This window comes from Novosphingobium mathurense (assembly GCF_900168325.1).
GTDB lineage: Bacteria > Pseudomonadota > Alphaproteobacteria > Sphingomonadales > Sphingomonadaceae > Novosphingobium > Novosphingobium mathurense.
The window spans coordinates 70,559-96,768 of the sequence record NZ_FVZE01000003.1 but is presented as its reverse complement, the minus strand read 5'-3'; the positions used below and the strand labels follow the sequence as shown (position 1 = coordinate 96,768).

The 26,210-nt window shown below is 60.3% G+C and carries 21 protein-coding genes and 2 pseudogenes; 9 read left to right on the top strand and 14 right to left on the bottom strand.

The window, feature by feature from the left end:
- From B5483_RS11500 to B5483_RS11450, 11 genes are all read right to left on the bottom strand, one after another.
- Nucleotides 1–1,356 (bottom strand): alginate export family protein, encoded by a 1,356-nt coding sequence (locus tag B5483_RS11500; protein ID WP_139383992.1) that lies wholly within the window; start codon nt 1,354–1,356, stop codon nt 1–3.
- Between the two features lie 7 nt (nt 1,357–1,363).
- Entirely contained in the window at nt 1,364–1,795 is a 432-nt protein-coding gene (locus B5483_RS11495) for a DoxX family protein (RefSeq protein WP_079730451.1), read from the bottom strand.
- Between the two features lie 2 nt (nt 1,796–1,797).
- Complete coding sequence (locus tag B5483_RS11490; RefSeq protein ID WP_079730450.1) at nt 1,798–2,691, bottom strand: glyoxalase; 894 nt, start codon at nt 2,689–2,691, stop codon at nt 1,798–1,800.
- A 160-nt stretch (nt 2,692–2,851) separates the two neighbouring features.
- Nucleotides 2,852–4,708, bottom strand: coding sequence for an amidohydrolase (locus B5483_RS11485; RefSeq protein ID WP_079730449.1), 1,857 nt, complete (start codon nt 4,706–4,708; stop codon nt 2,852–2,854).
- A gap of 95 nt (nt 4,709–4,803) precedes the next feature.
- Nucleotides 4,804–5,058 carry a DUF1427 family protein gene (locus B5483_RS11480; RefSeq protein WP_079730448.1) on the bottom strand — a complete coding sequence of 85 codons (255 nt, stop codon included), beginning with the start codon at nt 5,056–5,058 and terminating at the stop codon, nt 4,804–4,806.
- 107 nt (nt 5,059–5,165) lie between these two features.
- Nucleotides 5,166–6,002, bottom strand: a complete 837-nt coding sequence (locus tag B5483_RS11475) for an alpha/beta fold hydrolase (protein ID WP_079730447.1) — start codon at nt 6,000–6,002, stop codon at nt 5,166–5,168.
- A 99-nt stretch (nt 6,003–6,101) separates the two neighbouring features.
- On the bottom strand, nt 6,102–6,761 hold the full coding sequence (locus B5483_RS11470; RefSeq protein WP_054944955.1) for a hydrolase: 660 nt from the start codon (nt 6,759–6,761) through the stop codon (nt 6,102–6,104).
- Nucleotides 6,762–7,046: 285 nt separating this feature from the next.
- The gene (locus tag B5483_RS11465; RefSeq protein ID WP_079730446.1) at nt 7,047–7,709 is read right to left on the bottom strand and encodes a response regulator transcription factor; all 663 of its coding nucleotides are present in this window, start codon (nt 7,707–7,709) and stop codon (nt 7,047–7,049) included.
- 50 nt (nt 7,710–7,759) lie between these two features.
- Nucleotides 7,760–8,344, bottom strand: coding sequence for a macro domain-containing protein (locus B5483_RS11460; protein WP_079730445.1), 585 nt, complete (start codon nt 8,342–8,344; stop codon nt 7,760–7,762).
- Between the two features lie 155 nt (nt 8,345–8,499).
- Nucleotides 8,500–9,075, bottom strand: a complete 576-nt coding sequence (locus B5483_RS11455; RefSeq protein WP_054944910.1) for a TMEM175 family protein — start codon at nt 9,073–9,075, stop codon at nt 8,500–8,502.
- Nucleotides 9,072–9,614, bottom strand: coding sequence for a helix-turn-helix domain-containing protein (locus B5483_RS11450; protein ID WP_079730444.1), 543 nt, complete (start codon nt 9,612–9,614; stop codon nt 9,072–9,074). Before B5483_RS11450 ends, B5483_RS11455 begins: the two co-directional genes overlap by 4 nt.
- 456 nt (nt 9,615–10,070) lie before the next feature.
- On the opposite strand from B5483_RS11450, the gene B5483_RS11445 reads away from it, so the two are divergent.
- The 4 genes and pseudogenes from B5483_RS11445 (at nt 10,071) to B5483_RS11435 (ending at nt 18,272) form a co-directional block, all read left to right on the top strand.
- The gene (locus B5483_RS11445) at nt 10,071–12,884 is read left to right on the top strand and encodes a sensor histidine kinase (protein WP_176168018.1); all 2,814 of its coding nucleotides are present in this window, start codon (nt 10,071–10,073) and stop codon (nt 12,882–12,884) included.
- A gap of 808 nt (nt 12,885–13,692) precedes the next feature.
- Nucleotides 13,693–13,887: pseudogene (locus B5483_RS23680) on the top strand (DUF4172 domain-containing protein); the annotation flags it as partial.
- Between the two features lie 63 nt (nt 13,888–13,950).
- On the top strand, nt 13,951–17,304 hold the full coding sequence (mgtA, locus tag B5483_RS11440) for a magnesium-translocating P-type ATPase (RefSeq protein ID WP_281251243.1): 3,354 nt from the start codon (nt 13,951–13,953) through the stop codon (nt 17,302–17,304).
- Between the two features lie 2 nt (nt 17,305–17,306).
- On the top strand, nt 17,307–18,272 hold the full coding sequence (locus tag B5483_RS11435) for a lysylphosphatidylglycerol synthase transmembrane domain-containing protein (RefSeq protein WP_079730441.1): 966 nt from the start codon (nt 17,307–17,309) through the stop codon (nt 18,270–18,272).
- A 276-nt stretch (nt 18,273–18,548) separates the two neighbouring features.
- Here B5483_RS11435 and B5483_RS11430 read toward each other — a convergent pair whose 3' ends face one another.
- Complete coding sequence (locus B5483_RS11430) at nt 18,549–19,301, bottom strand: SDR family NAD(P)-dependent oxidoreductase (protein ID WP_079730440.1); 753 nt, start codon at nt 19,299–19,301, stop codon at nt 18,549–18,551.
- A gap of 111 nt (nt 19,302–19,412) precedes the next feature.
- On the opposite strand from B5483_RS11430, the gene B5483_RS11425 reads away from it, so the two are divergent.
- The 5 genes from B5483_RS11425 (at nt 19,413) to B5483_RS11405 (ending at nt 24,723) form a co-directional block, all read left to right on the top strand.
- The gene (locus tag B5483_RS11425; protein WP_245829048.1) at nt 19,413–20,321 is read left to right on the top strand and encodes a LysR family transcriptional regulator; all 909 of its coding nucleotides are present in this window, start codon (nt 19,413–19,415) and stop codon (nt 20,319–20,321) included.
- Nucleotides 20,322–20,667: 346 nt separating this feature from the next.
- Nucleotides 20,668–21,102, top strand: coding sequence for an RrF2 family transcriptional regulator (locus B5483_RS11420; protein ID WP_079730439.1), 435 nt, complete (start codon nt 20,668–20,670; stop codon nt 21,100–21,102).
- Nucleotides 21,103–21,205: 103 nt separating this feature from the next.
- Entirely contained in the window at nt 21,206–21,421 is a 216-nt protein-coding gene (locus tag B5483_RS11415; protein WP_245829045.1) for a YezD family protein, read from the top strand.
- 96 nt (nt 21,422–21,517) lie between these two features.
- Complete coding sequence (locus tag B5483_RS11410) at nt 21,518–23,923, top strand: TonB-dependent receptor (protein WP_139383971.1); 2,406 nt, start codon at nt 21,518–21,520, stop codon at nt 23,921–23,923.
- A gap of 17 nt (nt 23,924–23,940) precedes the next feature.
- On the top strand, nt 23,941–24,723 hold the full coding sequence (locus B5483_RS11405) for a sulfite exporter TauE/SafE family protein (protein ID WP_079730436.1): 783 nt from the start codon (nt 23,941–23,943) through the stop codon (nt 24,721–24,723).
- Between the two features lie 521 nt (nt 24,724–25,244).
- Here the strand turns inward: B5483_RS11405 and B5483_RS11395 are convergent.
- A pseudogene (locus B5483_RS11395) lies at nt 25,245–25,878 on the bottom strand (tyrosine-type recombinase/integrase).
- A gap of 138 nt (nt 25,879–26,016) precedes the next feature.
- On the bottom strand, nt 26,017–26,202 hold the full coding sequence (locus B5483_RS11390) for a helix-turn-helix domain-containing protein (RefSeq protein WP_245829042.1): 186 nt from the start codon (nt 26,200–26,202) through the stop codon (nt 26,017–26,019).
- Nucleotides 26,203–26,210 lie beyond the last annotated feature (8 nt).

Here is a 26,210-nt window from a genome sequence, read left to right as displayed (position 1 = left end):
TCAGAAGCGGAAATTGCTCTCCAGGCCGAGCATGCGAATGGGGCGAGCGCTCCCCGTTGCGCGGATGAAAGGCCCTGCGGAAAAGGTTGAAACGGAGGCAGACAGTTCAAGTTCGGAAGTGGCCTGCCATGAGACTGCGCCTTCGATAAGGGTTCCGATAAAACGCGCGCGGGTACCGCCGGCGGCGCGAACCAGGTTCCCGGGAATATCGTAAATGCCGTCCGCCGTCGAATAACGCCAATAGGCTGCCCCTGCGAGGCTGGCGGAAACTTTTGGGGAAAGCCTGAGGCCGAGCGAGGGGTGAACGTTGACCAGATTGTAAGGACCGATCGGTGAAAGTTCGCCGAAATATTTGCCCTTGGGAAACAGCGCATTGAATGTGCCGAGGCGGTCATCGCTGGTATTGCCGTCGCCGCTGACGAGGTTGGCACGCAGCGTGAGGTCGGGCTCCATTGGCAAGGTGGGAAAACTGCGGCCGATCTCGCTTCCCACCGTCCATGCGGAGATGGGGCCGCCGGCGAAGCGTCCGAACTGGTAGACGCCTTCGATGTTCCAGTGCCAGCCGTCCTGCGTGCTGTGCCAGCGGATGCCCAGACTGTGGCGGGTTTCACTGCCTTCGCGGTCGCCCCAATGGGCACCATCGTTACGATAGCCGAGATAATAGAGATCGAGTTCGGGCAGCACGGCATAGGCGCCCCATAACGACTTGTCGTGCGAGGGGCGGTCGTTGAAGTCGCCTTCGCGGGCTTGCACGGGCCTTACCGCCAGCAAGTTTATTTTGGCCATGCCCAGCGGCAGGTTGACGCGCAGGCCGTCAAAGGCGAGCGGCACGTTGGGGCCATAGCGTGTGCCGATCAGCCGCTCGGTGCCAAGTGAAAGCATCTGTCGTCCGCCGCGCACGGTTACGGGGCCGAGGTCTGCCTCGACGAAGCCCTGCAGCAGGTCGATCCCGGTCTCGTCGATCGGTCCCGGTCTCGGCGCGACGCTGACTGAAGTCGTGGCGATCGGTTGGATGAAGGCGCGCAATTTGCCGACATGGAGATCGGCATAGGGCAGGGCGCGAAACCAGACGTAGCTGTCGTCCGGCTCCGGTGCGCTGCCCCACGCGTTGTTGTCGTATCCTTCCGTACGTGCCCGCAGTTCGATCCCGGTCGAAAGCCAGACCTCGCCATTGGCGCCAAGAGGAATGTACTTGAAGGAGCCGGTCCAGTGGTGGTCGCGCTTTTCCGCGTCGGACAGGTCCGACCAGTCTTCATCGGCACGGGTAATGGTAAGGGTCGGGGCTTGCCAGGCTTCGTGCGGATCGGCCTGGGCCGTGCCCGGTGCGAAAATCGCACCGATTACGCTGCCCAGGATTGCCGCTTTATACACGGCGGTGTTCCAGTTCGGCAACCAGGGCCGCCATGACGAACCCGCCGATCAGGCCGAGATGCTCGAAGAAGGCGTTTGTGGCGGCAAAGCGTTCCGGCCCTGCCGGCATCGACCAGAAAGCATTGGCGGTGATCGCCGCCAGAATTGTGAAAACGCCGAGCATGCCTGCCCCGAGCCAGACGAGCCGCCCCGAGAGGATGAGGAGCGACCCGACAAGTTCCACCGCGATGGTTAGTGCGGCCCACAAGGCAGGTGGGCTCATCCCGAAGTGCGCCTGTTCGGCGACAGCGGAGGAGAAGTCTGCCAGTTTGACCAGTCCGCCCACAAGATAGGCACAGACCAGCGCCAGCCTGGCCAAGAACCAGGTCGGGCGCCAGTTGAGAATGGCGTCAACGAAACGGGGATCGCGTGTCGTGTTCTTCACGATCAGATCTTCTGATGGATTTCGGCGATGTAGCCACCGGGGAAACGCACGATTGCACTTTCGCGATGGCCGACGGAGAATGGCGCAACCAGGGTTTCTACGCCCGCTGCACTCGCCTTGGCCAGCGTGTCAGCGAGATTGCTGACGTCATAACCGGTCATGTCGCGGCCATATGGCCAGGGCAAATGCCCGTCAGAGACGAAGACGACCATGTCGCCATAGCCGCTCCTTATTTCGACCCGGCGAATGGTCTTGCCGGCTTGCCCGATTTCCGCTCCCTGAGCAGCCTCGTCATCCGAGACGATCTTGCCGTGAGCGAAGCCGGTCCAGCTCCTGATGAAGCTGTCGGCCGCATCGGCGGTCAGATAGATGCGGTTTTCGGGTGCGTTTTGAAGCGGGGCGTAGCTGGGCTTTGTGGTGTGCCAGTAAAGCTGCATGTTTACGCCGCCCGGCCACTGTATCACGGAATCCCGGCCGATCGGATCTGGGAAAGTGGCCAGACGACGCACTGCGCCATGGCTTACTGCGGATTTCACGGCGGTATCCAGGTCGGTGACCAGATAGCCGGTGCGTTCATCGCCGAAGGGGTAGGGGATCGGCGTCCGGAAGCCGAAAACAGAAACGGTGCCCGCCGGGGTCAGCACCAGTTGCGACTTGGTGAGGCTCTTGGTGGGCGTCACCTGAAATTGGCCCTGTTTGCTGGTAGTGCCGCCGAAAGTTGCGACGAAGCTGGTAACGAACGTGTCGAACTGATCCTGTGGCACGTAGACGTGGGTGGTGTCGTATTGCGCGCCTACCGCGTAGTCAGCCGAGGCCTTTTCGGTGGCGAACACAGGTGCAAGGGCAGGATTCGCGACCAGAATGGCGGTCGCGATGATCAGAGTGAAGCGTTTCATGTCTGTGGCTCCGGTGAGGGGAGGGCGATGCCGCGCAGTCGATGGGGCAAGACCTGGCCAGGCGGTGCTTGCGGGGCTATCGATCTGGATAAAGTCGACTGATATTCTCGAAATAACAGAGATGAAGCGGCCCCTCCTCGCCGGGAGGGGGCACATGTGATCAGACCGCCCAGCAGCCGCAGCCCAGCGATCCCCAGAAGGTCTGGACATCGGCAGCGGGAACATTGGCGCCGAGCGCTGCTGCATGGTCGTGGCCGTGAACACTGCAGGCGCTGGCGCAGCCGCAGGCAGAGGCCAGCTTCTGCTTGGCTTCGGGCGTCTGGTAATAGCCGCCGAAGGTCGCGACCGGCGACCAGTCGGGCATCGGGCGGGGCAGTTCGGGGGCGAGCGGGCGGTAGTCGCCCTCGCCATGCACAACCTTGCCGCCGAGCACGGTCAACACCGAGCGGATGTGGACGATGTCGTGCTCGGGCACCGCGAAGTAGTCGTCCGACAGTAGCGCGAGGTCGGCCAGTTGACCCGCCTTGATCTGGCCCTTCTTGCCCACTTCGTTCGAGAACCAGGTGTTTTCGTGCGTCCACATGGCCAGCGCCTTCTCGCGGCTGACGCGATTGGCGTTCGGGTAGAGGCGCATGCCGCCAACCGTGCGGCCAGAGACCAGCCACGAGAGCGAGACCCACGGGTTATAGCTGGCGACGCGGGTGGCGTCGGTCCCCGCGCCCACCGGAATGCCGGCAGAAAGCATCCTGGAGATCGGCGGCGTGCGTTCGGCGGCCTTGGCGCCATAGCGCTCGACAAAGTATTCGCCCTGATAGGCCATGCGGTGCTGCACGGCTATGCCACCGCCGAGCGCGGCGATGCGGTCGATATTGCGGTCGGAAATCGTCTCGGCGTGGTCGAAGAACCAGTTGATGCCTTCGAGCGGGATGTCACGGTTGACCTTCTCGTAGACATCGAGCGCGCGGCCGATCGTCTCGTCATAAGTGGCGTGAAGCCGCCAGGGCCAGCGGTGCTCGGCGAGCAGGCGGATGACGGGTTCCAGATCGCCTTCCATGCTTGGCGGCATGTCGGGGCGCTCGACGCGAAAGTCCTCGAAATCGGCGGCAGAATAGACCAGCATCTCGCCCGCGCCGTTGTGACGATAGGTGTCGTCGCCCTGTCCGGGGCTGACTTGCTTCACCCAGCCCGAGAAGTCCGCAAGTTCCTCCTTCGGCTTCTGCGTGAAGAGGTTGTAGCTGATCCGCACGGTCAGCTGATCTTCGGCGTGGAGCTTTTCGATGATTTCGTAATCGTCGGGATAATTCTGGAAACCGCCGCCCGCATCGATCACTCCCGTCACACCCAGCGCGTTGACTTCGCGCATGAAGTGGCGGGTGGAATTGAGCTGGTAGTCCTGCGGCAGCTTGGGGCCCTTGGCCAGCGTCGAATAGAGGATCGTCGCGTTTGGTTGAGCTAGCAGCAGGCCGGTGGGATTGCCGGCGGCATCGCGCACGATCTCACCGCCCGGCGGGTTCGGCGTGTCCTTGGTGTAGCCTACGACGCGCAGCGCTGCGGCGTTGAGCAGCGCGCGGTCGTAGAGGTGCAGGATGAAGACCGGCGTATCGGGAGCGACGGCGTTCAGTTCCTCGATCGTCGGCAGGCGCTTTTCAGCAAACTGATGTTCGGTAAAGCCGCCGACGACGCGGACCCATTGCGGCGCGGGGGTATTGTCGACCTGCTGCTTCAGCATCGCCATCGCCTCTGCCAGCGATGTTACGCCATCCCAGCGCAGTTCCATGTTGAAATTGAGGCCACCTCGGATGATATGCATGTGGCTGTCGATCAGGCCAGGGATCAGGCGGCGGCCCTTGGCATCGATCACGATTGCGCCGGGTGCGGCAGCCTCGCGCGCTTCCTGTTCGCTGCCCACCGCGAGGAACTTACCGTTGCGGATCGCCACGGCTTCGGCCACAGGGTTTTCGCGATCCAGGGTCGAAACCTTCGCGTTGATGATGATCGTGTCGGTGGGTTGGGACATGCGAATTTCGTCCTTGCTTCGACCCGTTCGGGCCGCGAGGGTTGTGGGCAGAAGCGACGCAGCAGCGGCTCCCAGTAATGTGTGGCGGCGGGTTATCATGCCTCGCGTTCGTCTGTGTCGTCGCCCGGCAGCCGACCGAGTACAAGTTCGCGACAATCGGTCATGACGAATTCCGCTACGTCTTTCTTTGTCATGATCCGGCTCGCCAATGGAATGATCTGCTCGCCGAGCAGGATGCCCAGCAGTCCCAAAAGGGCGATCATCGGTGGCGCAGGCGAACGCACGCCAAGGAGACTGTAGACGACGCCAACCAGCAACCCGGCGGCGATGGAGAGAAGGTAGGCTTTCATGTGTGGTCTCCTCGGCGTGCGTTCTTCGCTCCGGGTGTCCCTTGTTCCCGGCAAGTGCGCACGGGGGGGCGCAAATGCCGGGAAAAGCCGGAGGGAAGGCGTTCGGATCAGGCCTTTACGAAGGCGAGCAGATCGGGATTGATGGTCTCGGCGTTCACGGTGAGCATGCCGTGCGAGAAGCCCTCGTAGATCTTGAGCGTGGCGTTCGGCAGGATTTCGGCCTGTAGTACGCCAGCGTTCCTGTAAGGCACGACTTGGTCGTCATCGCCATGCAGGACGAGCGTAGGGACGGACATCGCCTTCAGGTCGTCTGTCTGGTCGGTTTCCGAGAAGGCCTTGATCCCGTCGTAGTGGGCCTTGGCGCTGCCCATCATGCCCTGGCGCCACCAGTTGTCGATGACGGCGCTCTTCACATCGGCGCCCTCGCGGTTGAAGCCGTAGAAGGGCCCGGCGGCAACGTCGCGGAAGAACTGCGCGCGGTTGGCGGCAAGGCCGGCGCGCAGCCCATCGAAGACCTCGATCGGAAGACCATCGGGATAGGCTTCGGTTTGCAGCATGATCGGTGGCACGGCGCTGACCAGCACGGCCTTGGCGACGCGGCCCCGGGGGATGCCGAAGCGGGCGACATAGGCCGCCACTTCGCCGCCGCCGGTTGAGTGGCCGATGTGGACCGCGTTCCTGAGATCGAGGTGGTCCATTACCGCGGCGGCATCCGCGGCGTAGTGAGTCATGTCATGCCCCTCGCTGACTTGCGCCGAGCGACCGTGGCCACGCCGGTCATGTGCGACGACGCGGTATCCTTCAGCAAGGAAGAACAACATCTGCGCATCCCAATCGTCCGATGACAGAGGCCAACCGTGATGGAAAACGATGGGTTGGGCGTCCTTCGGGCCCCAGTCCTTGTAAAAGATCTCAGTACCGTCTTCAGTGGTTACATAGGCCATGTTGCTGATCCTTGCGTGAAAGTCAGGGGAGAGGGGGTGGGACCGGCGGCCTTCGACGAGGGCCGGGCAGGGGGATCGGCTGCCAGTCCCGAACTGAGGTCAGTGTCCGCCTTCGGACGCGCCGAACATGGTCTTGGCGTAGTTGATGCCGATGCCGTAGGCGCCGCCCCACTTGCGGGCGATGCCGGTGGTGCTGTCGTAGGTTTCGGTGCGGGCCCAGTCGCGCTGCAGTTCAAGAAGGTACTGGAGCGAGGTCATCGGCACGGCACCCAACTGGATCATCCGCTGCACCGCGCGCTCGTGTGCTTCTTCCGAAATGTCGCCGCAAGCGTCGGTGATCACATAGGCCTCGAAACCTTGGTCAATGGCCGAAGCGACGGGGCCAACGATGCAGACCGAGGTCCACAGGCCGGCGAAGACGACGCGCGACTTGCCGATGCGATTGACTTCGCCAATGACAGCTTCGTCCTCCCAGGTGTTCATCGAGGTCCGGTCGAGCATGGGCTGACCTTCGAAGGCATCGACGATCTCGTCGAACATCGGGCCCGAGAAGCTCTTTTCAGCAACCGTGGTAAGAATGGTGGGAACGTCGAATGACTTGGCTCCGCGCGAGATCAGCGCTGCGTTATTGCGCAGCAGTTCGGGAGCGATTGATTTGGTCGCAAAGCTCATTTGCGACTGAAAGTCTATCAGGACCAACATATGGTTGGAGGGCGAAATGAGGGACTTTCCGGGGGTCGCGGTGGCGGTAATTGTCATGGTCGTTCCTTGCATGTGGAGCGCGTCGCGCTGCCGGTGGATGCAACTTATGCGGAGTGAGATGTTCGAACTACATGGATAAAATGCGGCAAAATGTTCTATGAAATTGAAATGTTGGCGTAGCGCACGGGCGCAACGCCGTTTGCGCAGGCCCGATGACGTCCTGACGGGCGGCATAATAGGCCCCGAGGATCGCAGTGTATTGGATAAGGCTGATGGCTTTATGACGTTTCGGTCGCAGACTCGCCGGGTTCGGCTACGCGACGGGCAACTGTTCGGCTTTGGCTAAATCTCGATCAGGCCACGCTTGATCGCAATGGTTACTGCATGTGTTCGGTCTGCGGCGTCGAGTTTTGAAAAGATCGACTTCATGTGCCCTTTCACGGTTTCCTCCGAAAGACGCAAATGGCTGGCCACCTGGCGATTCGAATTGCCCTTGGAGGCCAGGCTCAACACTTCAATCTCTCGTTCGGTCAACGGATCGTCGAGGACATGCATGGCGATGGAGGTGGCGACCGAAGCATCAAGGTGTTTGCCGCCGAGATGGACTGAGCGGACGGCGTCGAGCAATTGCTTGCGCAGACTGGCCTTGAGCAGATAACCTACTGCACCAGCACGCAAGGCCTTGATCGCGCGCGAATCGCCTGAGTAGGTCGTGAGAACGATGATGCGTGCATCGGGATCACTTTCCCGGATTGCGGAAATTGCCTCCAGGCCCTGAATTTCCGCCATTTGGAGATCCATGAGCACGATGTCGGGGCGTAGTCGGGCGTATTCGGCGATCGCACCTGCGCCATCGTCCGCCTCGCCCACGACTTGCATGTCTTCCTGCGTCGAAAGGACAGCTCGCACACCTTCTCGGAACAGTACGTGGTCATCAACCAGTAGAATCCGGATTGGCGCTGACAGGTCAGTCCGGCATGGAGTGGTGTACGAACTTGGGGGCATGATCGGGAACTAGATGCATCGAATTCTGAAGTCCATTGCCGAGATGCAGGTCATCCTTTCCATTCGGCCAATTCCCGCCGCATAGCCGCCTTGGCGATCTCTGAATGTACATGGTAGTCGTCGACGATCCATTCCAGCACAGCGCAGCGCATGATCGCTGGATGGGCCTCAATCGCTCGCAGCACCCCTGCCATGACTTCACGGGAGATCAGCGCGACATTGTCAGGCAGAGGGTTAAGCATTGGCGGCTTGACCATGTATCCGACCGCGCACCGTCCAAGTTTCAAAGCCGATCGCATGGCCAATTCGCTCAGAATTCCCATGGCAGGTGCATCGAGACGGGAAATTTCGCCCATCCCAACGACAAGAAGTGAGCAGGCCATATAAGGCGGCGGCAACCGATCGAGGACAAGCGTCTCTCCGAAGCGCCCGAGGAAAAGGCCTGCGTCGCGCAATTGTACCAGTGTGTTTTTGAGAGCATCATCCAGTCGGGCGGTGACTTCATCCGTCGTGTCCGGAGCTGCTGGCAAGCCCACAATCAACAGTTCAACGTCGGTGAGCAAGGCATCTATCGGACGGGCGGTGAGGTGCACCGCGCGATAAGTGCCTAACTCGTCGGCTTCTGTCTTGTCCATTCCCGGCTTCTCTCTGCGCCGACGTTCGTATCGACCGGGCTGGCCTGCCCATCAACGCACGGTGGACAATAGAGCCATCAATGGGCCGGGTCGTGGAGGGGACTGACACAAGTTGGACAGGATTGCCCTAAACGGCCGCTGGCGACTGGCAGGCCCTATGGGCGCGCCAATCGCGAAAGCCGCCGGTCGGGCACCAGCCATAGGGCTATCACCAGGATATAGAGCGCGAGCGCAATCCAACGGCTGACGAAGCTGAGTGGGACCGCCGCAGCATAGATCGCCAGGGTGCCCCATCCCTTGTGGTCCCGGCCGATGGCGAGGGCGAGTTTCGATTGGGGTCCATTGCAGGCGATAATGGCTCGCTCCGTGAGGAAAAACCCAATTGCGGCCCCACCCAGCACGATGCCGTATGCGGCGGTCGCGCCAACCGAATAGGCGCTCGCGTCCAGCCAACGGATGACGAAAGGCACGAGGCTTAACCAGAATAGGAGGAACAGATTTGCCCACAGCACTCGTCCGTCGACACGTGGGTCGAGTTGGAAGAGATGGTGATGATTGTTCCAGTAGAGCCCCACGTTGACGAAGCTCAAGGCATAAGCGACCAGCAGCGGCAATGCCTGTCCAACGTCTGCCAGCGCACTGCCTGCTGGCACATGCAATTCCAGAACCATGATAGTGATCACAATCGCGATCACTCCATCCGTAAGTGCTTCCAGCCGACGGGCGTTCACGCTCGGGCTCCGCAGGCGAGGTCAGCCGCGCCGTCATCTTGCCAGCGACGCCGCCACACAAGCGGCGTGGTGCCGACCATCCGCTTGAAAAGGCGTGTGAGATGGGCTTGGTCCGTCAGGCCGCATGCACTCGCGATCTCAGAAAGCGTATCGCCGGTTTCCAGCATCATCTGCTGGGCGCGCCGAACTCTTTGGCGCACGACGAAACTGTGTGGGGTTTCACCCATTGTAGCCTTGAAGGCGCGAAAAAAATGGCCCGTGCTGAGGTTCACTTCATTGGCGAGTTCCTCGGTTCTGATGTTTCCGGCGAGGTTTCTGGAAACATGACCGATAACTTTGTGCATCTGCCAGGCAGCAAGGCCGCCGGTTGGAGGCGGTTCGTGCGCCGGTTGACTGGGCAAGAGCGTGAGCTCAGCGGTGCTTCTGACGCTTGTTTGTCTAATAAGCCGACCAAGATTGTCGAGAAGAAGCTTCGCTAGATCTGGTTCGCTTGGGAGCGCTTTTTGTGCTTCGAACAGGAGGGCAAGCATTCGGGCCATGTCTATCGGTCCAACCCGTTTTTGATCGTCCGGCAATTCGGAACTGGAGTTCGGGCTCTGTCCCGCGGGGCCCAAATGCTCATGAATCAGTTGTGCTTGGCCGCCCAGCTCCGAGTCGAATGGCTTGGGTGCCCTGTGGGCTCGACGGGGACGAAGCGTATGAAACATGCCAGTACGATATGGCTGCGCAGGATTGTCGTAAAGCCTCGATGGGGGGGCGAAGCCTACCCCCCAAGGAGGCTTGCAAACACGCCAGTTCGGCTCGATAGAGTTCGGCTAGGCCATTGCCGAACGAGGCTTATTCAGGACATTGCATCGTTGATTTCAGCAAGTCGCGCTGTAGCCTGCATGGGCCGGCTCTTTTTGGTGGCACTTGGCCTCTGCTTGGCGTCTGGGCCCGGAAATGCCCTGAGTTCTGATCGCAGTCTCGACCAGTTGCACCATACCGCCTGGACCTTGCGCGATGGTGCACCGGGTAACATCCGTGCTCTGGCGCAGACCAAGAACGGCTTCCTCTGGCTAGGCAGTTCGACTGGTCTTTACCGTTTCGACGGGATCCGCTTCCATCGGATCGTACCCGAGCATGACGATCCTAAACGATCGCTCCAGGTTACCGCGCTGCTGGCCGCTAACAATGGAGAAATCTGGGTAGGTTATGATTTCGGAGGTATCGCTGTCTATCGCAACGGCCATCTTCGCGCAGCCAACCCGTGGCCGCCGAAAGGGGGAGTGGCCTCCATCGTCCAGGCGCGCGATGGCGCGATATGGATCGCGAGCGAGGCTCGCGGCGCGATGCAACTTGCGCGCTACCAAGCAGGGCACTGGACTCGTTTCGATAGCAAGAAAGGTCTGGTCGACGGGTTGATGGGGCCGGTCCTCCCGGTCAGCGACGGGACGGTTTATGTGGCGCTGCCCCCCGCGCTTCTGCGTCTTGCACCGAGTGGATCGTATTTTCAGCGCGACATGGGAACGGTGGGGAGTTTCGCAGCATTCGCCGAAGGTCGCGATGGGGTGGTCTGGCTCGCTGACGACAGCGGTTTGCGAAGGTTGGATAGGACAGGGGTCCAGGCGAGACTCGCGCATCTCGGTACGCCCTACGTAACCCGTCATATTCTGGTCGATCGCGATAGTGGAATCTGGGTCACCGGACAGGACGATGGGTTGGTTCGCTACCGTTATTCAGGTGAGAAGTTGGTCGGCGAGACGGCGACTGGAATGTCGGCGAAACTCTCATTGTCGGTCCTGGAAGATCGTGAAGGTAATGTCTGGGTTGGGACGGCTTCGGGCCTCGACCGCTTTGCGCCGACTACAATGGTGCTAGCCAAAGATGCGCCAGCGCCAGTCACCGGGTTTGTCAGCGGTCCGGCTTCGCCACACGTGTTCTTTGCTGGCCCGGCTGGCGTCTATAGAATCGGTCGTGGTGATACTGTTGCTAGACTGATCTTTAGTAAAAAGAACATAGGTGTTTTGTGCGGAAGTCCTGACCGGATGTTGGCGATTAGCCTCGAAGGAGCCTTCCTGCTTGAACTTAAGGGCAATGGGGCGTTGAAGCGTGTGAGAGAGGTCAATGGGCCTTTGTCGGTGACCTGCGCGCAGGATGCGGAAGGTAACTTCTGGACCGGCATGGACCGTCTTTACCGGGTCGAAAACGGTCTGTTGACCGAGGCCGGGAAACCCGGTGGGACCATCACCATGCTCAGGCAGGCCCCAAAGGATGGGCTCTTTGCCGCACGCAGCCGTGTAGGGCTCCTTGAGTTCAAGGCACTCGGCACACGCATCCTTGTGCCGAGTGCATCGCTCGCGATTGGCTCCATCACCACTCTGGCTCAGGTTCGCGAAGGATTGCTGGTCGGTGGGCAGAAAGGGCTGGCGCTGGTTTCGAAGGACAGGGTTTTCCAGCTGTCCGAGCGGGACTATCCTTTTCTGGCCGGAATGACGGGCATTCTTCGAACGCCCGATGGCTGGATCTGGATGATCGGTAGCTCCGGCATCGTGCGGGTCAAGACCCAGGCGCTCGCGCAGGCATTTCGTAAGCCCGGCACACCAGTTCCTTTCCAGCGCATCGGCGAGGATAGCGACTATCGCGGCAGGTCCAACATATTCGAAGCGAACGACATAGCGCGCGATTCCAGCGGAACACTTTGGTTTGCTACCGACGGCGGCGTTGCATGGGTCGATCCGTCCAGTATTGTCCGAAATCGCGTCGTGCCGCCCGTCGCGATACTGTCGATGAGCGCCGACGGCACCAAATACCCTCTGTCGGGCGCACCCCGGCATTTAACTCCGAACGTAGGTCGCATCGAGATTCAATACACTGCGCTCAGCCTGACCGATGCAACTGCCAATCGTTTCCGTTACAGGCTGATCGGCGGTCAGGGGGGCTGGTACGAGGCGGGGCCGGAGCGACAGGCGCTGTTTACCAACTTGGGACCGGGACCCTACGAGTTCCAGGTCGTCGCCGCCAACAACGCCGGCATTTGGAACAGTGAGGGGGCGAAATTGCGCTTCATCATCGCACCCGCCTTCTATCAGGCTCTCTGGTTCTACTTTGTCTGCGCTGCCATAGTACTTGCACTGGCCTGGTTTCTTTACCGAAGGCGACTCTCTATCATTACAGAGCGGGCGCGCAGCCGGGTCGAGGCACAACTTGCGGAACGTGAGCGAATAGCCCGAGAATTGCATGACACATTGTTGCAGGGTTTCCAGGGTCTGATGCTGCGCTTTCAGACCGTAGTCGAACTGTTGCCACGGGGGGAAAGGTCGCGCCTCGAGATGGAAAGTGCGCTGGACCGCGCCGAGAGCATGCTGATCGAAGGCCGAGACCGAGTCCACTCGATCCGCCAGGATCTACGTCCTGTCGAACTATCTGATCGACTTTCCGTGTTGGCTGACGACATGCTTCCTTCTTCGATCGAATGGCGCTTGGAGACGTTCGGCACGCCGCGGCTGGTGTGCGCGCCTGTCGCGGAAGAGATCGCGAGCATCGTGCGCGAGGCTCTGAGCAACGCGGTGCGTCACGCCAAGGCAGCCAGCATTGTGCTGCTTGTCCGATACCGCACGACCCACGTGATGGTGGTTGTAGAGGATGATGGCGTTGGCATGCCTTTGGAGATCCTTGCCGCTGGAGGGCGGGAAGGACACTACGGGCTCATTGGAATGCGCGAACGGGCAGGCCGGCTGTCAGGCTCTCTAAACATCTCCGTCTCCTCCAATGGCGGTACCGCGATCAGTCTCACAATCCCTGCGAATATCGCCTACGAAAGCAAATGATAAATCAGTTGAGGAAGGCTTCCTCTCGGAATGCAATGCCGTGGCTTCTGCGCTCATGTGGCGCAATTCGCAGGCCTAGATTAGTGTCCCGTTCCTGAATCTGTCTGGGTGTGAGACAGTGCCACCAAGGACAATGGGCACGAGTTCTCTTTTTATGGAGCACATGCTTGGCAAAACTGCAGCCATGGATGATGCGATCTTCATTTAGAGCCTGCAATTTTCGAAAGCCTATGTGCTTCGAATCATAACAGTTGTTGAATGAGAATCTTTGGCTCGCGTCTACAACTGCACCCGAGCGCTGGACGATTCAGTGCCTCGAGGCCTCCAAACTATTTCCGCCATGGTCATTGCCGATGTGCAAAGGCGGGTCAGCCTACGAACTGCCGTTTCGAGGTCAAGCAAGTGTCCGTGACCGTAAGAATTTAGTTACCGCCCTCAATTTTGACCTTTCCGTGCCGTTCAAGCTTCGATCTCCGTCCCCCAAGGTTCAGACGGTCAGCTAATCGAACTGCGGCGTGCAAAACAGGCCGGGCCCTGAACGTTGTGAGCAAGGCGAGCACCTCCATCGTCGGGGATGATCCTTTGGAGAATGACGGGCTCGCCCTGGCTTGATTTCAGGCCGCCGGTGACAAGGACTTTATGGCCCCGTTCCTCGACAGAGCGACCGTGATCGCGTTCCTGTCGCGTTGAACGATGGATAGACAGCAGTCCTATAGATCACTTTTTATCGCATGATGATCTATAGATAGCCATGTTGTCGATCATGCGATGGAACTGGCAGCAGCCTGATTAGTCGGAGTTTAGCTACAATCCCGACGATTTGCGGGGTCAGGAAGACCGTTTCCTCAAAGGTGCCGGTGTCGTCATCGGAGCGATGGAGCACCTCGAACAGCAAGACCGCGAGCAGCTGACGATTGCAATGATCGCCCAGGAAGCGGTCGATAGCTCGTCGATCGAGGGCGAGGTCCTCGATAGGGCCAGTGTGCAATCGTCGATTGCCAGACATCTTGGTATCAAGGCCGATGCGCCGCGTGCCAGCGCGGCTGAAGCCGGCGCGGCCGAACTCATGGCCGACCTCTATCGGACCTACGCGGCCCCTCTTACCGACGAGATGCTTTGCCGCTGGCATGCCATGCTGATGAACGGACGGCGAGACCTGCGGGAAATCGGAAACTATCGAACGCATGCCGACCCGATGCAGATCGTCTCGGGAGCCATCCATACCCCCAAGGTCCAATTTGAAGCGCCGCCTTCTGAACGTGTTCCCCGTGAAATGGCCAAGCTCATCGAGTGGTTCAATGAGACCGGGCCGTTGGGCGCAACGCCTGCCGGCGCCTTGCTTCGTGCTGGGCTCGTCCATCTCTGGATTGAATCAATCCATGCCTTCGAGGACGGCAACGGACGCCTCGGCCGAGCCTTGGCTGAGAAGGCTCTGGCGCAATCCCTCGATGCTCCCGCCATTAGGGCCATAGCCGAGACGATCCAGCGCCATCGCAAGGCCTATTACGAGCAGCTGCAGCGCGCGAGCCGATCCAACGAGATCCGCGCCTGGCTCAACTGGTTCGCAGAAATTACCCTGGCAGCGCAAGAATGGTGCCGTGAACACGTTGCCTTCCTCATCGCCAAGGCACGCCTGTTCGATCGCTTGCGCGGCAAGATCAACGGCGGGCAGGAAAAGGCCCTCTTGCGCATGACACTCCCTTCGGCCGTCGACCCGTTAACCGCCAACTTCCCGCTCTCAGGTGCGGCCTGTCTGCTATTGTGGCAACGCCCGACCAACTTCAAAATGGCAGGTTCTGAGCTGAGTAACGGGAATAACGGCTGCTATTCAATGCGAACCTTTTGGCAGCCAACGCCATCAAGCACGCTACACACAGCTTTTCAGGCGCGATATATCACGAATTCCCCGCTGGAATCAGGATGCCGCGCTATAGCGAAGGAATATCCTTGGTGGAGTGATGATCTCTCGTTGCTGGTGCGGCGTTTGGAAAGCGATCCCGTGCAGGGCTTGCCTTTTGTCTCGACCGGCGCGCTCAAAGCCGATGCAGACACACGCGTCAGTCATTCCGGCGCTTTGCGCCTGTTTCTCACCCAGTTCACCAGCCCGTTGGTGCTAATTCTTATTGTCGGGGCAGTGCTCTCGATCACATTGCGGGAATGGACCGATGCAGCAATCATACTGCTAATCATCGGCGGCAGCGGCATATTGGGGTTCACTCAGGAATATCGCGCGTCACAGGCTATTGCCGAGTTGCGCTCGCGACTGGTGCGCAAGGTGCGATTGCGGAGAGGCGGACAGGAAGTCGAACTGGCCATTGATCGCGTCGTGCCAGGCGACATCGCGCTGCTCAAGGCTGGCGATCTGGTCCCCGGAGATGGCCGGGTGCTGCAGAGCGACGGATTGCTGGCCGATGAGGCCGTACTGACCGGCGAGCCCTTTCCGGTAGAGAAGCGGCCTGGCGCAGCACTCGTCGATGCGCCGATCACTGAACGCACCGGTGCTCTCTTTGCCGGGACATCGATCCGCAGCGGCTCGGGGTGCATGCTGATTGTGCGCACTGGCAAGGATACGCTATTCGGCGCCATTGAACAGGATCTGGAGAAGGCCGAGCAGGCAACAGAATTTGCTCGCGGCCTCGCTGGCTTCGGCCTGATGCTGATGCGTGTGATGCTGGTAGTCGTTGCCCTGGTACTGATGGGGTCGATGGCTCTCGGGCGCGACCTTATGGATTCACTCCTGTTTGCCATGGCGCTTGCCGTGGCGATCTCGCCGCAACTTCTCCCTGCGATCGTTAGCGTGACGCTGGCTGCCGGTGCGCGCCGGATGACGCAGAGCGGGGTGCTCGTCCGACGGTTGCAGGCCATCGAGAACCTGGGCGGCATGGACCTGTTGTGCACCGACAAGACCGGCACGCTGACCAAGGGCGCGATAGCGCTTTCCGCCGCCGTTGATTTTGATGGCGCAACATCGACGGAGGTGCTCCGGCTGGCCGCAATTAACGCTACCTTCCAGACCGGGATGACAAGTCCCCTGGATGAGGCCGTATTGGCCAGCGCCACAGCTGCCGGTCTGGACCTGACTGGCTTCGGCCGGATGAGTGACAGGCCTTATGATTTCGCACGGCGGCGGTTCAGTGTCTCGGTCTCACAGCCCGATGGCGGCCGGATCACCATTACCAAAGGCGCTGTTGCCCAAGTGCTGGCAGATTGCATGGCCGTGTGGTCTTGCGGCAGTCCTAAGCCGCTCGACCGCGAGCGGCGCTCAGCCATTGATGCCTTTGTCCGCGACAGCGCCGGTCAGGGCTTCCGCGTGCTGGCCCTGTCCAGCGGAGAGGATGGCGCGGCTTGCCTTCAAGGCTTCCTGCTCTTCTTCGACCCCCCGAAACCGGAAATTGAAAAGACCGTGGCGGCGTTGGGACATCGCGCCATTTCCGTGCGCATCGTCAGCGGCGACAACCGTTACGTCAGTGCGCATATGGCCGATCTTATCGGCCTGCCCTCCGGCCAGGTGATGACAGGCGATGAAATAGCGTCCCTCGATGACGATGCGTTGGCGGCGCGATGCAGAGACGCCCATGTCTTCGCCGAAGTCGAGCCCCAGCAAAAGGAGCGGATCGTTCGGGCTTTCCAGAAGGCTGGCCATGCGGTCGGCTACATGGGCGATGGCATCAATGATGCCCCGGCATTGCGCGCGGCCGATGTCGGGATCTCGGTCGACAGCGCCGTCGACGTCGCGCGCGAGAGTGCAGACATTGTCTTGCTGCGCCCCGATCTCAACGCCATCCGGCTCGGTGTGGAAGATGGCCGCCGCACTTTCGCAAACACGCTCAAATATGTCGCAATCACCACCAGTGCCAATTTCGGCAACATGGTCAGCATGGCCGTGGCAACGGTGCTGTTGCCCTTCCTGCCGATGCTGCCGGTACAAATCTTGCTCAACAATTTCCTTTCTGATCTGCCCGCCGTCACCATCGCCAGCGACTCCGTCGATCCGGAGCGGCTCGCTCATGCGCAGCGGTGGGACATTGGCCGCATTCGCCATTTCATGATCACCTTCGGGCTTATCAGCACGCTGTTCGACCTTTTGACCTTCGGGCTGCTGCACTGGGCTGTGCGCGCCGATCCCGCCCTGTTCCGCACGGGTTGGTTCACCGTGTCCTTGCTCACTGAGCTGGCAGCACTCCTGGTGCTGCGGACGAGCAGGCACTTCTGGAGCAGTTCACCCGCGCCGCTGCTGCTTTGGAGCAGCGTGTTCGTTGCGATCCTCGCCGTGTGCCTGCCCTATAGCGGCACAATCGGTGATACCTTTGCGTTCAGTCCGCTACCGCCGGCCGTGATGGCGCTGCTGATGCTGATCGTTCTGGTTTACGCGCTGGGAACGGAAATTGCCAAACGGCGCCAGTCCATCGTGAGCGCTTGATCATGACCAGTTGGCGCGGCTGGTTCACAGGTCTTATCATTGCGGCGGCGCTGGTAGGAGCTGTGCTGCACTGGGGTGAACTTGCCAATTTTGTCACTCTGGTCCGCAGGGCTGAGCCTGGCTGGCTGATTGCCGCTCTCCTCCTTCAGTTTTCGACTTATGCCGCCGTCGCGACGGGCTGGCGCCTCGTCATCATCCGGTCGGAAGGCAAACGGTATCGCATGATGCCACTCATCCGCATCGCGCTCTCCAAGCTGTTTGCCGATCAGGCTCTGCCGACGGCCGGCATGGGTGGTAATGTACTGCTGGTTGATCAATTGATGACATTAGGTGCCAGTCGGGGAACGGCCGTCGCTGCGCTTCTGATCTCGATGCTAGGCTTCTATGTCTCCTATATGCTGTTCGCTCTCGTCACTCTGCTTCTGCTGTGGCTGCACGGACATGCCACTTCGTTGATGGTGGGACTGATCACGACCTTTGTTCTGGTCGCGATCGCCATACCAGCACTGGCTCTGTGGCTGCGGGCCCGTGGGAGCATGCCCCTACCTCCCACTATCGAGAACATCCGTCCGATCCGCCGCCTGCTCGAAACGGTCGGGCAAGCACCAGCGAACCTCTTGCGCGACCGCACGCTGCTCTTGCAGCTGATGATGTGCAACGCAGCCGTCTTCGCTGCCGACAGCGCAACACTTTATGCCTGCCTGCGTTCGCTCGGCATTGAATCCGCGCCATCGACCCCGCTGATTGCCTTCATCCTCGCCTCGATAACCGCAACGCTAGGACCGATCCCGCTTGGCCTGGGCAGTTTCGAACTGGTCTCAGCCAGCACGCTTCATTTGCTGGGTGTTAGCTTCGAAGGGGCGATCGCCGCTACGTTTATGCTTCGCGTCCTGACTTTGTGGTTGCCACTGATCCCCGGCGTGGTTCTGATGAGGCGATTTGCAGCAAGTGGGCGTGGCCGAAGCTGAGGGTTCGGCCGTCAGAAACCACTGCCTCGATCCGACAGCTGTGAATAGCAGACACTGCCAATGAAGGTCCGATTTTTTAGGTAACCAATTGCCGTGCCAGTGGTGACAGGTGCACGTAGCAACGGTTCCCACGTCGACCCTTCAACGACATTCAGCCGCCGATTTCGCGTTCCCAGGTCTGCTCAGTCCGGTTTCCCTTTCTCACCGACCCAATTTCCGAGAGCCGGATGAACTGCTGCACGAGGCAACACTCCATCCGGCCTTCGGGTTTGATGATCAGATCTGCACCTGACCGCCGTCGACAAAAAGTTCGACACCGTTGACGAAGCTGGCGTCGTCAGAGGCCAGGAACAGCACAGCCCTGGCAATTTCCTCGGGCTGGCCGACGTGGCCTGCCGGGATCAGGCTGGCAAGGTAGTCCTTTGTTCCCTGCGCCTGCTCGCCGCCGCCAAATAGGTGGTTGAGGCCGGCGGTGTCCGTGACGCCGGGGCTGATGGCGTTCACACGGATGTGCCGATCCTTGAGGTCGAGGATCCAGTTGCGCGCGAAGTTGCGGACTGCCGCCTTGGTCGCGGAATATACACTGAAGGCAGGTGTGCCCGATATGCTGGTGGTCGAACTTGTCAGGACGATCGAGGCCCCGTCCCTCAACAGCGGCAGCGCCTTTTGCACCGTGAACAGGACGCCCTTCACATTGGTGTCGAAGGTACTTTGATAATGCTCTTCGGTGATCGAACCAAGCGGAAGCATCTCGCCACCGCCCGCGTTGGCGAACACGACGTCGATCTGCGCATGCTTCTGCTGGACGACATCATAGAGCCGGTCGATATCGGCCAGGCTCGCCATGTCGCCCTGTACACCCGTCACACGGCCGCCGATCGCCTTCACTGCAGCATCCAGTGCCTCCTGTCGTCGCCCAGTGATGAAGACCGAGGCGCCTTCCTCAGCGAAAGCCTTCGCCGTCGCCAGTCCGATGCCGCTCGTGCCGCCGGTCACGACCACCACCTTGTTGTTGAACTTGTCCGTCATTGTCTTTCTCCTTCGGGTTTCGGCGAAGCGCCGTTGCCCTTATGAGATGCTCTCAGAACGATGGTGCGTGTAGTGAGCAGATATGGCACTTAGCGTTCCGTAGGAGGAACGATGATGCGTATCGATCTGAACGACTATGCCTATTTTGCCGAAGTGGTGGCCCATGGCGGCTTTGCGGCGGCGGGGCGCGCATTGCGGGAGCCCAAGTCCAAGCTGAGCCGCCGCATCGCAGGTCTGGAGGAACGCGTTGGCCTCCGCCTGATCGAGCGCTCGACCCGCCGCTTCCGTGTAACGGATACAGGGCTCGCTTTCTATGAGCGTTGCCGGGCCATATTGGTCGAGGCGGAGCAGGCGGAGGCACTCGTCTTGCAGGCGCAGGCTGAACCTCATGGCCGCATACGCTTCAGTTGCCCCACCGGCATGATCGGGCCGATATCGGGCCTGATATCCTCTTTCCTCGCCCGCTATCCCAAGGTGCGGTTGCAACTCGTGGCAACGGACCGCGCAGTGGACCTTATCGAAGAGCGGATCGATCTGGCCCTGCGGGTGCGCGCAACACTCAACAGTGATGCCGCCCTAACTATGCGCTCGCTCGGGAGATCAACCCGTATCCTCGTCGCCTGTCCTCAACTGGCAAGCCAAGTTTCTGAAGTAGCTCAACTGGCGACAATTCCAACACTGGCGACCGATGACGCGGCAGACGATCTGGAATGGCATCTGGAGACCGAGGACGGCAGGGAGCATGTCTTCCGGGTCGAGCCTCGAATGGCCTGCACGGACATGGCGGCGGTGCGAGAGGCAGCCATTGATGGACTTGGTGTCGCTATCCTGCCCGATCATGTCTGCCGCGAGGCATTGCTTGCGGGCAAGCTTGTCCATGTGCTGCCTGCCTGGCGCGGGCTTCAAGGAAACGTGCATCTGGTCTTCACGACACGCCGGGGATTGCCTCCAGCCGTGCGCGCGCTGATCGATCATCTCGCCGCAGGGTTTCCTCGAGATGTGGTTGACCGCATACCCTGAGATTAGTCCGGAGGAAATTGGGGGCCATCGCCGACCCTTCCGGGCCGTTCAGGCTTCGATTTCCGCTCCCGAAGCCCGGAATGTCAGCTTCTCCATGCCGCAGGCGCGAGACGGGCCGGATGCGATCTGTCGCATTTGGGAATGCTAGGGCGAGATAGTTCTCCAATCGTCGGTGCGGGTCCCGTCAACGGGCTTCGGCCCGACAAAACGGCTGTCCGCACCGCTCGCTCCGATATCGTCCCCCTGACATTAAGACGGCGTCATAATCGCCCTCCGAGTCCGCTTCGCTCCACCTACCGTGGCCATCGGGTATTGAATTCCGCATCGCTTCGATCGACAATGAGCGATGCTCTCCCAGAAAACCCGTTATACGATCCGAGCCTTGCAGCATCTGGCGGATCGCTATGGCGAAGGCCTGGTTCCGCTCTCTGAAATAGTGGAGAAGCAAAACATTCCCGCCAAGTTCCTGACAGTTATCCTGTCTGAGCTAGGGCGGGAGGGCGTTGTCCTCGCCCAGCGCGGTAAGGATGGCGGTTACGCTCTTGCTCTTTCTCCGGTCGACATCCGCTATGGCGACATCGTCAGGATCATGCGCGGATCGTTGGCACTGGTGCCTTGCGCCAGTCGGTTCTCGCACGAGAAGTGCAAGAACTGCGTGGAAGAGAGCAATTGTCGCCTGCGCAGCCTGATGCTGCAAGTCCGCGACGAAACCGCCGCTGTCCTCGACCGGATCACACTTGCCGACCCCATCGTGCTGGAACCCGCCTACGGCGCCGAGTGAGCGGAGCGCGGCGCCAGACCTCTTCCTATCGCTTCGCCGCAGCAAACAAAAATTTCATCGCAAGCCTATTGTCTACTAAAATGGTAGTGAATATATGATGGCCATGGCTGATCGTTCATCGCCATTGACCAACTCAGAGGGGCCTATGACTGAAGGCAAAGATGATCGAACCGGCAGGCAAGCGCAATTTGCAGAATCCGATCCACTTCATCTCGTTCGCGAAGCGCTTGCGCAAATCCGGTTCGGCGGCATCCAACTGACTGTTCACCAAGGCAAGCTCGTGCAGATGGAAGTGACGGAAAAACACCGCTTCGTCTGACTGCCACGTTCTCGAATCCGTTTATTTCTAACAAATCAGAACAAGCCTGGTGCTGACCGGACCACCGGACGCATCCCTTTCATCCAGGGAAGCATCATGCGCAAATATTCACGACTGGCGGGCGTCCTGCTCGCCTCAACCGTTTTCATATCCATGCCGGCCCTTGCCGCCGGCACCGCGGATAAACACCAGACCTCGGTCGGCACCGGTCAGTCGGATCACGAAGAAATCGTCGTCTCGGCGCGCCGCCGCGCCGAGACTTCGCAGGACGTGCCGCTCGCGATCTCAGTGATCGGGGGCGAGCACATCGACAATACCGGGACCTTCAACGTCGGCCGCCTCCAGCAGCTGACGCCGACCCTGCAGTTCTATTCTTCGAACCCACGCAACACGGCCGTCAATATACGCGGCATCGGCGCGCCGTTCGGCCTCACCAACGATGGCATCGAACAAGGTGTCGGCATCTATGTCGACGACGTCTATTACTCGCGCGTCGCCTCGGCCACGTTCGATTTCCTTGATGTCGCACAGATCGAAGTGCTGCGCGGGCCGCAGGGCACGCTTTACGGCAAGAACACCAGCGCTGGCGCGATCAACATCACGACGCGCCAGCCGACCTTCGATTTTGAAGGCCGTGCGGAGGTCTCGATCGGCAACCTCGGCTTCAAGCAGGCCAAGGCGGCAGTATCGGGTCCGCTTTCGGACATGCTAGCTGCACGCGTGGCGCTTTCCGCGACCAGCCGGCGTGGAACAATCTACAACGTCACGACCGACAACTGGGTCAACGAGCAGGACAACCTCGGCCTGCGCGGCCAGTTTCTGTGGCGTCCCAGCGATGCTCTCGACGTGACGCTGCAAGGGGATTTCAGCACACAGAACCCAGAATGTTGTGCCCAGATCTATGTCCGCACCGGCGCCACGCAGCGCGCGGTGAATCGCCAGTTCGCGTCGCTCGCCACCGCACAGAACTATACGGTGCCGAGCACCAACGCGTTCGATCGGCTCACCGACCTCGATGCGAACCTCAATGCGGGCAACAGGATTGGCGGCGTCAACTTGCGGATCAAATGGGATGCCGGGCTCGGCACGCTCACTTCGGTCACGGCATGGCGCTTCTGGGACTGGAGGCCTGCCAACGACCGCGACTTCACGGGCCTGCCGATCACGACGGCATCGAACAACCCTTCCAGGCAGGACCAGTTCACGCAGGAACTGCGCTTTGCCCAATCGGGCGACAAAGTGGACTTTGTCGTCGGCCTGTTCGGCTTTCACCAGAAAGTCCGTACACAGGGCCTTCAGGAGCAGGGCCCGGCGGCCAGCAAATGGCTGCTCAATCCCAGCAGTGCGTTGTCGAACAACCCCATCGTACTCGACAGGTTGACGGCCGAAAACGACATCCGTCTCTACAACACGAGCGCGGCGCTGTTCGGGCAGATCAGCTGGAAAGTGACCGACGCCTTCACCGTGCAACCCGGCTTTCGCGTGAACTACGACCAGAAGAAGGGCCTATACGATTCGGTCGTGACCGGCACCGCCTCTGACGGCACGCGCCAGCTCGTGCAGTTCTCCGGGCCTTATGCGAACGATCCGTGGATCGCGGCGCAGCGCGGCGTCCTTGCCCCGCAGCGCTTCGAGACTAAATTCTCCGATTGGAACTTCAGCTATGACCTGACGCTCAGCTACAAGCTAGCCGCTGATGTCCTTGCCTATGCGACTTATGCCAAGTCATTCAAGTCGGGCGGCATCAACCTCAACGGCGTACCCGCCAATACGGACGGCAATCCGCTGCTCGCCGCCGCCACGGTGAAGCCGGAAACGGTGAACAACTACGAAGCCGGGATCAAAGTACAGTTGTGGGACCGCAAGGCGACCTTGAACCTCTCCGCGTTCCGCACGGAGATCGGCAACTATCAGGCGCTCGTCTCCAACGGGCAGCTCGGGGTCCTGCGCGGCTATCTCGCCAATGCGCGCAAGGTCCGCACGCAGGGCGTCGAGTGGGACTTATCGGTCCGCCCCAGCGAGCGCTTCAATGCATATGCCAACGGCGCCTTTACCGATGCGACCTATCGCAAGTTCAACGACGCACCTTGCCCGCCCGAAATGTCGGGCGGCAGCAACAGTCCCGCAAACTGCGACATTTCGGGCCAGCGCCTGCCCGGCGTTTCGAAGTGGTCGTTCTCATACGGCGCGGAAGCGAACACCCCGCAAACCCTGCTCGGCCAGGATGGTGAAGTCTACTTTGGTGTCGACGGTAGTTATCGCAGCGCCTTTTCGTCCAACCCCACGCCGTCGGCCAATACCTGGGTCGAGGGCTATGCGCTGACCAACCTGCGGGCCGGTTTCCGCACGGCCGCGGGCTTCGACATCTACGGCTGGGTCCGCAACGCTTTCGACGTCCGCTACTTTGAACAGCTTGCCGTGCCCTCGGGCAACACCGGTCTCATCGTCGGCCAGCCCGGCGATCCCCGCACTTGGGGCTTCACCCTCAAAATCGAATTCTGATCGCGAAAGGATCGCACGTGTTTTCTGTTCCCGAACTCACGACAGACCATCTGGAAGCCTTGATTCCGTTCATCGGGGTCGGCTTCGGCGCTCAACTCATCGACGGCGCGTTGGGCATGGCTTTCGGCGTCATTACGAACACGCTGCTGGTCAGCGTCATCGGGCTAGCCCCGGCGCGCGCGTCGGCCAGCGTACATCTGGTGGAGACCTTCACCACGGCAGCGTCGGCGATCAGTCACATCTTCCATCGCAACGTGAACTGGACGCTCTTTGCTCGCCTCGCGTTGCCCGGTGTCGCTGGCGGCGTGGCGGGGGCCTATCTCCTGACCAATATCGATGCGGGGATCGCCAAACCTTTCGTTATGGCTTACCTCACCGGCATCGGGCTTTACCTGCTGTGGCGCGCCTGGGAAATGAGCCACCACCATGAGCACAAGCCCGCCCGCTTCGTAGGGCCACTGGGCCTCCTGGGGGGATTTCTGGATGCCGCAGGCGGCGGCGGATGGGGGCCGGTCGTGACCTCGAACCTGCTGGTCCAGGGCACTGAGCCGCGCACAACGATCGGGACAGTCAACACAGCGGAATTCTTCCTGACGGTGACCGTGTCGCTCACCTTCATTCTGACGCTGGGCCTTCAGGCCTTCACCATCGCCTCGATCGGCCTCATCCTCGGCGGACTTCTAGCAGCCCCGCTTGGCGCTATCATCGCGAAGAAGATCCCGGCGAAGCTGCTTCTCGCGCTCGTCGGAGGCCTTCTCACCGCAACCAGCATCTTCAGCCTTTACAAGGCGCTGGTATAACTACCTTACGATCTTGTCAGCATGTGGCGCAGGCCAATGTTGTCTTATGGCTTAATCATTCCGTTTTCCAACGTCCATCCAGCAGAATGCAGCAGGCTTGCCCAATTCAGGCGCATGGGAAGCAGAAAGGCGCCTTACACCGATAAGGCGATCCTCTCCGCGTGCCAGCAGGTGGCACTAGTGATTGGCAGCTATCGGAGGATCGAATTCTGCCTGGGAATGGTAAGGCTGTCGGCGACATCGGACGGTGCCTGGACGACAGTTTACGTCAGCCATAGCTACTTTGGTACTCCGAAACTGACTGAGCACCATGTCCCAGAACCCGGTGGTCATTCACAACAAATACGACCCCTTGTCGCCATTCAGCTGTCGTTTCTCATTTCCCAGGAGCGGAACACCCGCTATCCCCTGCGTATAGGGAATCTGGGCCGGTAGGCGCTGTACAGAAGGTCGCAATTCCCGGCGGCTTATAGATAGCAGAAGGGACTTGGCTCCCCGCCTAAACGGGGAGCCAGAAGATGTTAGATTTCGGTGCCCTCTGCCAAAACCAATGCGTTTTCCACATCGACGCCTAGGTATCTGACCGTGCTTTCGATCTTCGTATGGCTAAGCAGGATCTGAACCGCCCGGAGATTGCCTGTGGCCCTGTAAATGATGGACGCCCTGGTCCTTCTCAGAGAATGCGTGCCGTAGTCCTCGCAGGGCAAGCCAATTCCTGTGACCCATTCGTCAACGAGGCGAGCATACTGCCGCGTGCTAATGTGGGCGGCGTGGTTTGTGCGACGGGGGAAGACAAAAATCTTCCAAAGAGCCGCGCCGGAGTTCAAGCCATTTGGGAAGGCTTGCGCGAGCATCGTCCATCAGCTCGAACTGGACGGGCCTTCCGGTCTTTTGCTGAACCACGGTAGCGCGGTTTCGAATTTTGCGATCACAGACGATATCGCCGATCTTCATCCTTACCAGGTCGCAACCGCGTAGCTTGCTATCGATCGCGAGATCGAAGAGGGCCCGATCCCGAATGCGTCGATGTTGATCGAGGAAGAAGCGCACCGCCTAGATCTGCCGGGGTTTGAGTGCACGCTTGGGTCCCACTTTGCGCCCAGCGTTCCACGAAACGCGTTCGCGAATGGCGGGATCAAATTCTGATAATCCCATGACAGATCTCCTATGGCCATGATGGCCACAGGTAAAACGCATCAGCACAGTTCGAACCATCCTGACGGTTCAGCCTGTCTCATCGGCTACCCTTTGGAACTGCCTTTGGTTCCGAACATGTCCGGTGGAAGACTTGGCCTAGCGCAGCAGTTCGCTTACCAGCGAAGGCTTCTTAGCGATCATTGCCAGCAGCACCTGGGCAGGCCCAGTGGGCCGTCGGCGGCCCCGCTCCCAGTTTAGCAGCGTGCCCTTGGCCACGCCAATGCTGCGCGCGAACGCACCTTGAGACAGGCCGGTGCTGGCGCGGATCGCTGCGACATCCACGGTGGGCC

Bases quoted from the DNA above. Each gene is read 5' to 3' on its own strand.
- B5483_RS11480 (WP_079730448.1), bottom strand. From the start codon at position 5,058: ATGAAAGCCTACCTTCTCTCCATCGCCGCCGGGTTGCTGGTTGGCGTC.
- B5483_RS11410 (WP_139383971.1), top strand. From the start codon at position 21,518: ATGCGCAAATATTCACGACTGGCGGGCGTCCTGCTCGCCTCAACCGTT.
- B5483_RS11425 (WP_245829048.1), top strand. From the start codon at position 19,413: ATGATGCGTATCGATCTGAACGACTATGCCTATTTTGCCGAAGTGGTG.
- B5483_RS11475 (WP_079730447.1), bottom strand. From the start codon at position 6,002: ATGGCCTATGTAACCACTGAAGACGGTACTGAGATCTTTTACAAGGAC.
- B5483_RS11435 (WP_079730441.1), top strand. From the start codon at position 17,307: ATGACCAGTTGGCGCGGCTGGTTCACAGGTCTTATCATTGCGGCGGCG.
- B5483_RS11465 (WP_079730446.1), bottom strand. From the start codon at position 7,709: ATGCCCCCAAGTTCGTACACCACTCCATGCCGGACTGACCTGTCAGCG.
- B5483_RS11450 (WP_079730444.1), bottom strand. From the start codon at position 9,614: ATGGCCCGAATGCTTGCCCTCCTGTTCGAAGCACAAAAAGCGCTCCCA.
- B5483_RS11490 (WP_079730450.1), bottom strand. From the start codon at position 2,691: ATGAAACGCTTCACTCTGATCATCGCGACCGCCATTCTGGTCGCGAAT.
- B5483_RS11470 (WP_054944955.1), bottom strand. From the start codon at position 6,761: ATGACAATTACCGCCACCGCGACCCCCGGAAAGTCCCTCATTTCGCCC.
- B5483_RS11485 (WP_079730449.1), bottom strand. From the start codon at position 4,708: ATGTCCCAACCCACCGACACGATCATCATCAACGCGAAGGTTTCGACC.
- B5483_RS11430 (WP_079730440.1), bottom strand. From the start codon at position 19,301: ATGACGGACAAGTTCAACAACAAGGTGGTGGTCGTGACCGGCGGCACG.
- mgtA (WP_281251243.1), top strand. From the start codon at position 13,951: ATGGCCGACCTCTATCGGACCTACGCGGCCCCTCTTACCGACGAGATG.
- B5483_RS11460 (WP_079730445.1), bottom strand. From the start codon at position 8,344: ATGGACAAGACAGAAGCCGACGAGTTAGGCACTTATCGCGCGGTGCAC.
- B5483_RS11420 (WP_079730439.1), top strand. From the start codon at position 20,668: ATGCTCTCCCAGAAAACCCGTTATACGATCCGAGCCTTGCAGCATCTG.
- B5483_RS11415 (WP_245829045.1), top strand. From the start codon at position 21,206: ATGGCTGATCGTTCATCGCCATTGACCAACTCAGAGGGGCCTATGACT.